This is a genomic window from Nocardia sp. NPDC051990 (genome assembly GCF_040680755.1).
Taxonomy (GTDB): Bacteria; Actinomycetota; Actinomycetes; order Mycobacteriales; family Mycobacteriaceae; genus Nocardia.
Map to the genome: position 1 here is coordinate 48,037 of NZ_JBFAXH010000013.1, position 12,007 is coordinate 60,043.

General features: G+C 66.4%; 12 protein-coding genes and 2 pseudogenes. 3 read left to right on the forward strand and 11 right to left on the reverse strand.

Annotation, left to right across the window (positions count from 1 at the left end):
- Window positions 1-7 precede the first annotated feature (7 nt).
- The 5 genes and pseudogenes from AB0L63_RS22410 to AB0L63_RS22430 form a co-directional block, all read right to left on the reverse strand.
- Window positions 8-775 (reverse strand): alpha/beta hydrolase, encoded by a 768-nt coding sequence (locus AB0L63_RS22410; protein ID WP_364504100.1) that lies wholly within the window; start codon window positions 773-775, stop codon window positions 8-10.
- A 54-nt stretch (window positions 776-829) separates the two neighbouring features.
- Window positions 830-1,120 carry a DUF427 domain-containing protein gene (locus tag AB0L63_RS22415; RefSeq protein ID WP_364504103.1) on the reverse strand — a complete coding sequence of 97 codons (291 nt, stop codon included), beginning with the start codon at window positions 1,118-1,120 and terminating at the stop codon, window positions 830-832.
- 75 nt (window positions 1,121-1,195) lie between these two features.
- The gene (locus AB0L63_RS22420; protein WP_364504106.1) at window positions 1,196-1,606 is read right to left on the reverse strand and encodes a transposase; all 411 of its coding nucleotides are present in this window, start codon (window positions 1,604-1,606) and stop codon (window positions 1,196-1,198) included.
- A 14-nt stretch (window positions 1,607-1,620) separates the two neighbouring features.
- Window positions 1,621-1,959: pseudogene (locus AB0L63_RS22425) on the reverse strand (IS5 family transposase); the annotation flags it as partial.
- Window positions 1,960-2,005: 46 nt separating this feature from the next.
- On the reverse strand, window positions 2,006-2,476 hold the full coding sequence (locus AB0L63_RS22430) for a cupin domain-containing protein (protein ID WP_364504111.1): 471 nt from the start codon (window positions 2,474-2,476) through the stop codon (window positions 2,006-2,008).
- Between the two features lie 76 nt (window positions 2,477-2,552).
- Here AB0L63_RS22430 and AB0L63_RS22435 point away from each other — a divergent pair, with 76 nt between their 5' ends.
- Both AB0L63_RS22435 and AB0L63_RS22440 read left to right on the forward strand, forming a co-directional pair.
- Window positions 2,553-3,134, forward strand: coding sequence for a helix-turn-helix domain-containing protein (locus AB0L63_RS22435; RefSeq protein WP_364504114.1), 582 nt, complete (start codon window positions 2,553-2,555; stop codon window positions 3,132-3,134).
- A 51-nt stretch (window positions 3,135-3,185) separates the two neighbouring features.
- Window positions 3,186-3,407, forward strand: coding sequence for a hypothetical protein (locus AB0L63_RS22440; RefSeq protein WP_364504116.1), 222 nt, complete (start codon window positions 3,186-3,188; stop codon window positions 3,405-3,407).
- Window positions 3,408-3,610: 203 nt separating this feature from the next.
- Here AB0L63_RS22440 and pheT read toward each other — a convergent pair whose 3' ends face one another.
- The 3 genes from pheT to AB0L63_RS22455 all read right to left on the reverse strand — a co-directional run bounded on the left by pheT (window position 3,611) and on the right by AB0L63_RS22455 (window position 8,875).
- Window positions 3,611-6,115 carry a phenylalanine--tRNA ligase subunit beta gene (gene pheT / locus AB0L63_RS22445; protein ID WP_364504118.1) on the reverse strand — a complete coding sequence of 835 codons (2,505 nt, stop codon included), beginning with the start codon at window positions 6,113-6,115 and terminating at the stop codon, window positions 3,611-3,613.
- Window positions 6,116-6,160: 45 nt separating this feature from the next.
- Window positions 6,161-7,219: a phenylalanine--tRNA ligase subunit alpha gene (gene pheS, locus AB0L63_RS22450; protein ID WP_364504120.1), complete on the reverse strand. Its 1,059-nt coding sequence runs from the start codon at window positions 7,217-7,219 to the stop codon at window positions 6,161-6,163.
- A 231-nt stretch (window positions 7,220-7,450) separates the two neighbouring features.
- Complete coding sequence (locus tag AB0L63_RS22455; protein WP_364504123.1) at window positions 7,451-8,875, reverse strand: MFS transporter; 1,425 nt, start codon at window positions 8,873-8,875, stop codon at window positions 7,451-7,453.
- Window positions 8,876-9,001: 126 nt separating this feature from the next.
- On the opposite strand from AB0L63_RS22455, the gene AB0L63_RS22460 reads away from it, so the two are divergent.
- Window positions 9,002-9,559, forward strand: a complete 558-nt coding sequence (locus tag AB0L63_RS22460) for a helix-turn-helix domain-containing protein (protein ID WP_364504125.1) — start codon at window positions 9,002-9,004, stop codon at window positions 9,557-9,559.
- Window positions 9,560-10,106: 547 nt separating this feature from the next.
- On the opposite strand, the gene AB0L63_RS22465 is transcribed toward AB0L63_RS22460, so the two are convergent.
- The 3 genes and pseudogenes from AB0L63_RS22465 to AB0L63_RS22475 all read right to left on the reverse strand — a co-directional run.
- A complete protein-coding gene (locus tag AB0L63_RS22465; protein WP_364504127.1) occupies window positions 10,107-11,003 on the reverse strand; it encodes a DUF5995 family protein in 897 nt (298 codons plus the stop codon).
- Between the two features lie 164 nt (window positions 11,004-11,167).
- Window positions 11,168-11,320, reverse strand: a complete 153-nt coding sequence (locus AB0L63_RS22470; RefSeq protein ID WP_364504130.1) for a hypothetical protein — start codon at window positions 11,318-11,320, stop codon at window positions 11,168-11,170.
- 283 nt (window positions 11,321-11,603) lie between these two features.
- Window positions 11,604-11,959 (reverse strand): annotated as a pseudogene (locus tag AB0L63_RS22475) (RNA methyltransferase); the annotation flags it as partial.
- Window positions 11,960-12,007 lie beyond the last annotated feature (48 nt).

Genomic DNA, 12,007 nt, shown 5'->3' on the forward strand with positions numbered 1-12,007 from the left:
AGCGCCATCAGCGGGCGAGCAGATCACCGGCCCAGGAGCGGATCAAATCCGCCCAATCGACCCCGGTCGACATGATCAGATCGTTGTGCCGCCCGCCGGGAAAGACCACCAATCGCTTCGGCTCGGCTGCGGCTGCGTACAGCCGTTCGGCATGCCGCAGCGGCAGCAGTTCGTCCTGATCGCCGTGCATGATCAAGACCGGTGCGCGCAACTTGCCGATGCGGCGCAGGCTCGGATAGGCGTCCGGGACGAATGGGCTCGGCAGGAAGGGATATACCGAGCGAGCCGCATCACGCAGACCGGTAAAGGTGGACATCAGTATCAGTCCCGTGGGCGGATGTTCGATCGCCAGTTCTAGCAGTACGCCACCGCCGAGCGATTTACCCAGGTAGAGCACGCGATCCGGATCGACGCCCGGCTGTTCCAGCAGCGCCCGCCGGGCCGCGTGGGCGTCGAGGTAAGTGCCGTGCTCGGTGGGTCGCCCGGTGCTGTGGCCATAGCCGCGATAGTCGAAAGTCAGTACGTCCAAACCGATTCGGGTGAGCATCGCGTAGATCGGCACCCGGTCGCCGATATTGCCCGCATTGCCGTGCGCGAACAAGACATGCCCGATCGAGCGTGCGGCGGGCAGCCACCAACCCTGCAGCGTCTCGCCGTCGGTCGTATGGATGCACAGTTCGGTGTAATCCATCGCGAGGCTCGACGGCGTCTGCACGATCTGCCGATCGGGCATGAAGGTCAGCGCATTGAGGATCGGACTGGCCGGATGTCGCATGCCATCGTTCTTACTCGGAACCTGCCACCGCTGTCCGCCGACTCCCCGAACGCACTACACCTCGACGACGTCGACGCCCTTCCAGAACGCGACTCGATCGCGCACCTGCTCGGCCTCCGGCTTCGGATCGGGGTAGTACCATGCGGCATCCGGATTCTTCGCCCCCTCGACCTCGACCGTGTAATAGGACGCGAGCCCCTTCCACCCGCACACGGTATGCGTATCGCTATCACGGAAATACTCCGTCTTCAGCACCCCCGCCGGAAAGTAGTGATTCCCCTCGACCACCACGGTGTCATCGCTTTCGGCCAACACCGTGCCGTTCCAGATGGCTCGCACACTCATCGAATCTCCCACCGTCGCACCGAATTCCGCCGCCCAAAACACGGCTGTCGTGTGCAACCCAGCCCACACCCCGCACTATTCCCCGCATGCTCGGGGTTCCGGTAGTAATCGCGCGAAAAACAACTGGTAGACATCCCGGTCAAAGGCCGGTGGCCGCCCGCCGCGTGAGCCTTTGGCTGCGCGGTGGGCGATCTGGTCGGGGTGTTTCGGGCTGACGAACCGGACCTGCCGTCGACGCAACGCCGACCTGGTCGAGGGATGCGAGTAGGCCTTGTCCGCAATCAACAGCGCGGGCCGGATCCAGGCCCGACCCGCCCCGGTGCGGGCCACCCGAATGCCGTCCAGCAGCGGCAACAGCTGTGGGTTGTCTCCGGCCTGACCACCGGTGAGCAGCACTCGCATCGGCAGTCCGCGGCCGTCCACGGCGAGGTGGATCTTGATGCCCAGCCCGCCGCGGGACCGGCCGAGGGCTTCTCCGTCAACCATGACGGAGCCCCCTTTTTCCGGGCACCGGCAGCATGCTGGTGGGCCCGCACGACCGTGGAATCCACACTGACGATCCACTCCACCTCACCGATCGAGTCGTCCCACACGATCACCTGGTCGAGGATCTTCTGCCACGTCCCGTCCGCGGTCCACATACGCAGCCGTTCGTGGGCGGTTTTCCAGGGCCCGTACCTTTCGGGCAAGTCACGCCACGGCGCACCGGTCCGAAGCTTCCACGGGATCGCGTTGATCACCTGCCGGTGATCACGCCAGCGCCGGCCACGCCCGGATACCGGCAGCATGGGCTCGATCCGAGCCCGTGCCCGATCAGTCAACTCACCACGACCAACCACACGGTGAAGCTAACACTCACTGCCACAACGAATTACAGGGTAGGGCCTAGGTGACCAGCGGCTCCTCGTACCGGATCGCATGCCCGGCGGCGATGGGGTTGATCTTGACCGGGTCGAGCACGCCGTCGGTGAGCACCGCCGGACCCGCCTCGAACAGGTCCTCCAGATAGCACTCCCAGCCACCGGGCGACGAGATCTGCAGAACGCGGGGCGGCGGTGTGGAGGCTCGGCGCAGCGCGTGCGGAATACCGTGCGGGAGTAGGACGAACATGCCCGCGGTGGCGTGCACGACGCGGTCGTCGAATTCCACTTCGAGGATGCCGTCGAGGACATAGATCGCCTCGTCGGCCTCGTGATGGGTGTGGCGCGGGATGTCGCGGGCGAGAACGACTTCCAGCAGGGAGAAGCGCCCCTCGGTATCGGCGGTGGCGGCCTTGACGGCGAAAGCCGGCGGCAGGGGCACGCGGCCGGGGCGGGCGGCGCCGAAGTCGAGGAGCAGGAATCGATTGTGGGACATGGTGGTAACCTTTCGGCCGAGAGCAACGGAACCGGATTCCGGATCCGTTTTGAGTGTAGGACCGAAGGGAGCCCGAGTGTCAAGCCCGTCATCGCCGTCGCGCCCACGCCGCAAGGACGCCGCGCGCAACCGCGACCGGATCCTGGCGACCGCGCGAAACCTGTTCGCGCAGTATGGAAGCGAGGTCCAGCTCCCGGAGGTCGCACGTGCCGCGGGCGTCGGCATCGGAACGGTGTATCGCCACTTCCCCACCCGGTCCGACCTGATCGAAGCCGCGGCCGCGCAACGGTTCGCCGAAATCGAGGAGTACGCGCGCACCGCATGTCTCGATCCCGCAGACCCCGGCCGCGCCCTGCTGCGTTACCTCACCCACGTCGGTGAGACCCTGGCTGCCGACCACGGACTGTCCGCGGCCATCGAAGCCGCCCGTCACTCACGCGGCAGCGAACCGCGCGGCCCGGCACTGGAACGCCTCGCCGAGATTCTGGACGTACTCATCGAATCCGACCGTGCCGCCGGCACCGTTCGCGCCGACCTCACCGTCGCTGACATTTACATGATCGTCGGCGCCCTGTCCGCCACCATCCGCTCCGACAGCGGCGACTGGCAGCGCTTGCTCACCCTGCTCTACGACGGGCTGTGGGCCCGGAGTCGCTAGCCGCTCTCGTCCGCCGCCCCACCAGCAGCCGCCCTCATCAGCACCCGCCGGGTGACCCGGCCCCAGCAAGGCTTCTACTGGCCTACCCAACCAAGGGACGTTGCGCGGGCCAGGCTGGACATCCGTCCCAGGGTGACCATCCGCGTCTACGACGCCGACAACCACCTGTTCTTCCCCGGCACCGGCCTCTCCACCCCAGCCGAATACGCTCCACCCCAGCACGTCGACCCACAGGTCGTCACCGACATCGCCACCTGGCTCTCCACCACATGACCAACGAACCAGCACCACACAACCAGTCGAGTCGCACTGGCCTTGTCCGCTCCTGGTGCACGTGCCGCACGGCACTGTGTCTCATGAACGAAGGTTCGCGAGACACAGTGGACCGCTGAGGATTCCCGCAGGTCGGATTGCAGCCGGGCTCGCCAGTGGCGACTTCGGCCCCGGACGCAGCGTCCGGGGCCGAAGTCAGTACATCAGCCGCGCAATACCGCGCCGACCGCATCGGCAGCGGCCGCAACCGCTGAGTCACGCGCGGCACTGGCCTCGTCCTCGGTCAGTGTCCGGTCGCCGGCCCGGAATCGCAGGGCATAGGTGAGAGACTTGCGGCCCTCGCCCGCCTGCGCGCCCTCGTACACGTCGAACAGCGCGATATCCTCGAGCAACGCACCACCGCCGGTGCGCAGCGCGGACTCCACCGAGGCGGCGGGCACGGTCTTCGGCACACTCACCGAAACGTCCTGCAGCACCGCCGGGAACGGGGAAACCACTGGCACGGGCCGAGATTCGCGCAGCGGCAGCGCATCGAGATCAATTTCGACGGCGCAGGTGCGCGGCGGCAGGCCCGCCCGCTCCAAAACGGCCGGATGCAATTCGCCAGCGTGCCCGACGACCTCGCCATCGACCACCAGCTCGGCGCACCGCCCCGGATGCCACGGCAGGTAGGCCGCCGGACGACGCTCGATGGTCACGCCCGCCGCATCGCCGACGGCATCGGCGAGCGCGAAGGCATCGGCGGCCTCCGCCGCACGCCCGGCACCCCACGGCCCGCGCGGTTCCCGGCGACCGGTCAGTACCGCACCGATGTGGACCGGCTGCGCGGGCAGCGAATCGAGCAGTTCCTCGATCTGGGCATCGGTTGGACGACGGTCCACCGGCAGCGCCTCGACCGCGCGCACATTCGGACCGGGCAGCACCACCTGCGCGATCCCGAAGATCGCGAGATCCCGCGCACCACGAGAGATATTGCGCGCGGCCACCTCCAGCAGCCCCGGCAGCACCGTGGTCGCCAATTCCGCACGCTCCACATCGAGCGGGTTCAGCACCCTGGTGGTGTCGCGGCGGGCATCGTCGGCGTCCAGCCCCCAGATGTCGAAAATCCCGGCGGCGAGGAACAGCGGCGGCGGCACCTCGACGCATCCGGCGAAGGCCAGCGCCCGGCTCACCGCACGACGGCGGCGCTGCGCGGCGGTCAGCCCGCGCCCGGCCGGCGCGGTCGGAATGACCGACGGAATCTGCTCCAGTCCCTCCAGCCGCAGCACCTCTTCGACGAGGTCGGCGGGCTGGGCCAGGTCGGGCCGCCAGCTCGGCGGCGTGACAACGAGCTGTCCGTGCCCGGTGATCTCATTGACGCCCACCTCGACCGCGCAGCCGATCTGCGCGAGCCGACGCGCGGAGGTTCCGGTCGGATACACCACACCCGCCACCCGATCCGCGAGATCGATATCGATCCGGATCGGCGGCGCGGCCGGTACCGGTACCCGCACATCGGTGAGCACGGATTCTACAGTGCCACCGGCGATTTCGGCCAATAGCATGGCCGCGCGATCGAGCGCGGCAACATTGATCTCCGGATCGACAACCCGCTCATAGCGCTTACCGGCCTCGGAGACCAGCTTGTGCCTGCGCGCGGTCCGGTAGACCAGCAGCGGATTCCAGGTGGCGGCCTCGAGCACGATATCGGTCGACTCCGCGCCGACTTCCGTTGTCGCACCGCCCATGACGCCCGCAAGCGAGACCACGCCGGTGTCGTCGGCGATCACCACATCCTCGGCATCGAGCACCCGCTCGACCTCGTCCAGCGTGCGCAGCGTCTCGCCCTTATTGGCGGTGCGCACGACGAGACCGCCGGTGAGCCTGGCGGCATCGAAGGCGTGCAGCGGCTGGCCGAGCTCGAGCATCACATAGTTGGTGACATCCACCGCGGGCGAAATCGGGCGCACGCCCGACAGCAACAGCCGACGCTGTAACCACCAGGGGCTCACCGCATTCGGGTCGATGCCGGTGACCCGGCGCACCGCGAAACGGGTGCACTTGGACTCCGGTTCGAGCCGGACCGGCCACGCGTCCTGCTCGTCATCGGGCAGGGTCCGCACGGCCGGATCCGCGTATTCGAGATCGAATCCGCACGCCAGCTCGCGCGCCAGCCCGCGGGTCGAGAAACAGTAGCCGCGATCCGGCGTGATATTCAGCTCGATGACCGTATCGTCGAGTCCGAGCAGCTCATTGGCGTCGGTGCCCGGTTCGGCGGTGCCCGGCTCGAGCACCAGAATGCCCGAATGATCCTTGCCGATACCGAGTTCGGCGACCGAGCAGATCATGCCGTTGGACACATGCCCATAGGTCTTGCGCGAGGAGATCCGGAAGCCGCCGGGCAGTACCCCACCCGGCAGCACCACGACCACCAGGTCGCCGACAGCAAAGTTCGTTGCGCCGCAGACGATCTCCTGCAGATCGGGATTGCCAACATCCACCTTGCAGAACCGGATCGGCTTCTTGAACTCGGTCAGCTCGGTGATCTCGGCGACGCGACCGACCACCAGCGGCTTATCGATATCACCGGTCACCCGCTGGAGCTTGTCGACCTCCTCGACCTCCAGCCCGACGCGGACGAATCCGGCATCGAGTTCCTCCGGCGTCACCGACCAGTCGGGGGTGGTCCGCTGCAGGATTTCGGTTAGCCAGGACTGCGCTACTCGCACTTGACGTTTCGCTCTCTCGATCGAAGGGTCGTTGAAATCGACAGCTCAGGACCGGATACCGAAGGGCAGTGTGAAACGCACGTCACCCTCCACGATGTCCCGCATGTCCGGGATGCCATTGCGGAACTGCAACGTCCGCTCCAGCCCCATGCCGAACGCGAACCCGCTGTATACCTCGGGATCGATCCCGCTGGCGATCAGCACCTTCGGGTTCACCATGCCGCAGCCACCCCATTCGACCCAGCCCGCGCCGCCCTTCTTGTCCGGGAACCACACGTCGACCTCGGCCGATGGCTCGGTGAACGGAAAGTAGTTGGGGCGCATGCGCGTCCGGGTATCCGGCCCGAACAGGGCGCGCGCGAACGCGTCCAGGGTGCCACGCAGATGCGCCATGGTCAGGCCCTTGTCCACCGCCAGGCCCTCCACCTGGGAGAAGACCGGGGTGTGGGTAGCGTCGAGCTCATCGGTGCGGAAGGTCCGACCGGGACACACCACATAGATCGGCAGCTCGCGCTCGAGCAGCGACCGCACCTGCACCGGTGAGGTGTGCGTACGCAGCACCTGCCGCGAACCCTCGGGCGCGATATGGAAGGTGTCCTGCATCGTGCGGGCCGGATGGTCGGGCAGGAAGTTCAGCGCGTCGAAGTTGAAGTGCTCGGTCTCGACCTCGGGCCCCTCGGCGACCTCCCACCCCATCGCGACGAAGACATCGGCGATCTGCTCGGAAATAACCGTGATCGGATGCCGAGCCCCGATGGCGTCCCGGCGCGCGGGCAGCGTCACATCGATCGTCTCGGCCACCAGCACGGCCGCGTCGCGCTCGGCGAGCAATACCGTGCGGCGCGATTCGAAGGCCTCCGATACCCGCGCCCGCGCGACATTCACCCGCTTGCCCGCATCCGCCTTCTCCGACTTCGGCAGGCTGCCGAGCGCGCGCTGCGCCAACGCCAGCGCCGCCTTACCGCCGAGATGCTCGGTCTTCGCGACCGCGAGCGCATCGAGATCAGCGGCCGCCGCAAACGCCTTCTCGGCCTCCGCCGCGGCGGCGGCCAATGCCTCCTCGCTCAGCGCTGCGTTCTCGACTCCATCGTTGTCGTCGGCCACGATCGTTCGTCTCTCCCCTGGGGATCGGTTCGCGGGTCTGCGGTATTGCCGACCCACATTGCTCCTGGTCGAATCGTATTAGATGCGCGAGGGCCGATTCATCCGGATTACCGCTGGCGGGCGTGCCGCGCCCCAGCCGACGGCTGGTCACGCGGTTCTCGCAGGCCAGACCGGGGCGGATGGACACACGCGAATGCGCCCGCCCCGGGAGGCGAGCGCGGCTGCGTGTGATCAGTCGGCCACGTCGATCCGACTCGGCAGCAGCCTGGAAGCCACCGCACCGACCGCGACGATCATCGCACCGACCCATACCGCCGGGACCAAACCGTCGACGTAGCTCTGCGGATTCACATACGACCCATGCGAGGCGAATACCGAGGCCAGCACCGCCACACCCATCGCGACACCGACTTCACGGATCGTGCTGTTGGTACCCGAGGCCATCGCCCGATCCTCCGGACTCGCGCTGGCCATCACCACGGTGGCACCGGGTGCGAAGGTCAGCCCCATGCCGATGCCGCCGAGCAGGAACGGTCCGACGAATGCGAGGTAGCTCGCGTCGACCGAGGCCACCCACGCCATCCAGGCCAGGGCCGCCGCCAGCAGTACCTGTCCGGCTGTCAGCAAATTCCGCGCACCGACCCGGTCCACGATCAATCCGGCCAGCGGCGCGACCACCATCGGCGCCATCGTCCACGGCATCGTCCGGATGCCCGATTGCAGCGGTCCGAAGCCCTGCACCACCTGGAAGTACTGCGCCAGCAGGAAGACCGAGCCGAAGACGCCGACCGAGAACGCGAAGGACGTCGCATTGCTCACCCCGAATGCCCGCGAACGGAACAACCGCAGCGGCAACATCGGATCCGGCGTCCGCAACTCCCACGCGATCAGCAGGCCGAGCAGCACCGCGCCGCCGAGCAGCGCGGTCAGCACACCGATCGAGGTCCAGCCGTCGTCGGCGCCGTGGATCACGCCCCACACCACCGCGAGCACACCGCTCGCGGACAACACCAACCCGAGCGGATCAAGCCGCTTAGCCCGGCCGTGCGATTCGGCCAGCACCCGCGCCGCGAAGGGCAGCACCAGCACGCCGATCGGCACATTCACCCAGAAGATCCACTGCCAACTAAGCCCCTCGACCACGGCACCGCCGATCAGCGGGCCGAGTGCGACACCGAGGCCGGAGATGCCACCCCAGATGCCAATGGCGGCGCTGCGCATCTGCTCGGGGACCGCCGATGACAGCAGCGTCAGCGAAAGCGGCATCACCGCGGCCGCCCCGAACCCCTGAATCGTCCTGGCCGCGATCAGCATCCAGGGCTCGGTGGCCAGCGCGCAGGCCGCCGATGCCGCCGTGAAGATCGCGATACCGGCCAGGAAGACCCGACGGCGACCGAGCCGGTCGCCGATGGACGCGGCGGTGAGCAGCAACGATGCGAAGGACAGCGTGTAGGCGCTGACGAACCATTGCAGATCGGCGAGGGAGGCACCGAGTTCGGTGCGAATCACCGGCAGCGCATTGGTCACCACCAGGTTGTCCAGCGTGACCATGAACATCGGGATGCCGACCGCGGCCAGCACGGCGGCCAGCGCGCGCCCGCCCGCGCGCTGTTCGACGGGCGCCTGCGGGGCGGCGGTTGCGAGTGTCTCGGACATGTCCAGCCTTTGTTGTAATCGACTGATAACTAACAGCCGAAGAGTATGCATCGACTGATAACATGTCAATGGCGAGCGGGCCGACGACGAAGTGGAGAACCGATGGCGAGTTCAACCCGAACCCGGATGACCGCATCCGAGCGCAGCGCGGAAGTGTTGCGCGCGGCCGTGACCGCCTTCGCCGAATCCGGTTATGCCGCAACGAAAACCGACGAGATCGCGCGCCGCGCCGGTGTTTCGCAGCCGTATGTGATTCGCCTCTTCGGCACCAAACAGCAACTGTTCCTGGCCGTGACGCATCAGGTGTGCGACCGCATCGAGGAGATCTTCCGCGCGGCCGCGGCCGAGGGCATCACGCCGGAGTCCACCGGGGAGGAGAAGATGCACGCGCTCGGCAAGGGCTACCAGACGTTTCTCAACGAACGCGAACTACTCCAGGTCCTGTTGCAGTCCTTCGCCGCCGCCTCCGATCCGGCCATCGGTCCGGATGTCCGCGCCCGCTTCGGCAGCATCTACCGCGTGGTCAAGGAACTCACCGACGCATCCGTCCCGGAGATGTGCCGCTTCCTCGGCAGCGGGATGCTACTGACCGTAATGGCCGCCATGGGTGTCGCCGGCCCCGACGCGGTCGAGGTCTGCTGGGCCACCGACATGCTCGAAAGCCTCTGCGCCGAGCAGAACTGAGCCGTCCGTCCCGGACTGTGACAGCAGGGGTGTGGGTTTTGCTCATACTGATTGTGACCGGTGGCAACCGCATCGTCGTGCCGGACAATGCGCAGGACCGCTTCGTCGCGGTTTCGCTCGTCCCCCGACCATGTCGGGAGTATCCGGCTTGACCACATCACTGCCGGTGAATCTCGAGCACGCCAACAAGAACGCCGAAAGTTCCTCGCCGATATGCCGTTCGCCGCCAGAGTCGCCGGGCGCCTGCTCAGCCGCCACGCCTTCGCCAAGGAGTACCGCTCGATCTATGGGACAGATCCCGAATAGACGTCCGCGCAGACCGAGACCCGCGACGCGAGTGTGCATCCAGAGATCTTGATCAGACACGTGGTGTGTCGCCGCTGATGACGCGGTGGATGGTGGAGCGGCCGACGCCGTGGTGTCGAGATCAGCGATCAGACGCTGCCCAGGTTCGCGATCAGAACCAGGACCCCACATGCCGAAAAGGAGTGCAGGGATCAACACCGGTAGTATCACCGGCGTCCTGACGAAGAGTGGCTGACGAAACTCACAGCGCACGAAGCTGAGTCAGCATGTCGAAGGCCGATTCGGTTGTGGCGTACAGCAGCCGGATCTCCGACTCTGCCGCGGTATGCAGGCCGGGATCCTGTAGGGCACGCCCATTGTCGAAAACGATGACGCTGTAGCCGAGGTCGACGGCGCGTCGCATTGACGTGGTCGCAACGCCCTTGCCCATCAACAGGTCCAGCCCCTCGCCGATGAAATAGAACCGCCACAGCGGGCCGAGATCGGCGTTGTAGACCTGGTTGGTCCGGTCGATGATGATGTCTCCGGTGGAGGAGATCGCGTCGATGATCTTGAAGTAGTCGGGTGCGTTCTCCGGCTTGGTGGCAACAGCGGCAACGGAATACGCGAGATCGACGGTGTATTGGCCGTTGTATCCGGCCATTGCCACGCGAGCGCCGGAGATTTCGCACTGCCGCGCCATCTCGAAATAGTGCGCCCACTGCGGTTCGACACTGCCGCCGGTGAATTCGGCATGCAGGTTGACCAGGATGCGGCGCAGCAATTCGAGATTGATGGCGTGCGCGTATTCGCGGTCGGCGAATGCGGCGGGGTCACGCTGCAACGGCATCACGGCCACCTGCTCCACGGCATCCCAGCCCAGCGGGAAAAGACCACGTCGATCGCGGTGCGACACCAAAATTTCGGTGATCCGGTGCAGCCGATCGACAGCAATTTCCGACCGCTGCATGGAATCTCCGGCGAGGGTCGTCGTGTCCGAGAGGTCGGCGATCGTCCGGAGCTCGTCCGGGGACAGCGCCGTTCCGCATACTGCGGCATCGACGGCCGCCGAAGTCAGGGCCGGAGCCGAGGCCGCCGGAGCGGCGAGCGCCACCAGGATAGCGCAGGTCACACGGATCGCGGTTCTAGTAGGCAACATGGGCGGAATGTATCGCGTGGATGCGGCCTTCGCGGGGTACGACACCGAGCGAAATACCGTTCGCAAGGGCAACCGTGTCGGCCATTATGCCGGACACACGGCGCAAATTCGCCGCCGCGCTGCGCGCAGGACCGGCTGCAGCAATGGCGGAAACCTTCACGGCTTCAGTCCACACTGAACCAAAGATACCCATTCCTACGGATAGCGGCTTCGGCGGCATCGCGCAATACAACAAGCATCTCTGCTTCTTTGTCGTTGCTCGGCGACAGATTTGCTAGTTCATCCAAGAGCATCGTCAGCTGGGTTGTGTTGAACATCGTGTCCGCGTGCGCGTGAAGACCCCGAAGTATTGAGCCTGCCGGAGGTCGATAATGATCTTGCATCGACTGGTGGCGTGACCACCCGACTGCTCTGACACGCTGCCGATGACTTTAAAGGCGAGGTATCGCCTTGCCCCGGGCAGAGGGTGGTTCATGGCTTTTGCCAGCCACTACCAAGTCTGGATGGCGTCCCGCAACGCGGGTTCGGGGTCATTGCCGAGAAGCTTGGCCGAGATAGCGATCCCCAAAACCGTTGCGGCCTGGGTGAATATCGGTTCCGAAGAATTATCGACGCCGCTGTGGCCAGGTTCAGGCTCTCCGCGCGGCCTCGGATGGGAATCCGGACGTGGTGGTCGGCGCGGGCGGCGACGGCCAGGGCCAACCCATGGGCCTCGTTGCCGAACAGCCAGGCAACAGGGCCGGTGAACAAGTCGTCGGCATCGTCGAGGTCGACCTCACCGTGGGCGGCGGTGGCCTTGATCGTGATACCCACTGCCGCAGGGGCATCTAGAGTTTTCCCCGACATCCCGGCCACGCGCGATCGGCACATGGAACATACTGCCCGCTCGCACGCACACACTTTCCGTGGTGCGGATCGACGGTCTCCCCCGCCAGCACCACACCATCGGCGCCGATGATCGCTACCGATTCGTTCGCGTCGCCCAGACGTCGATGTTCGCGACA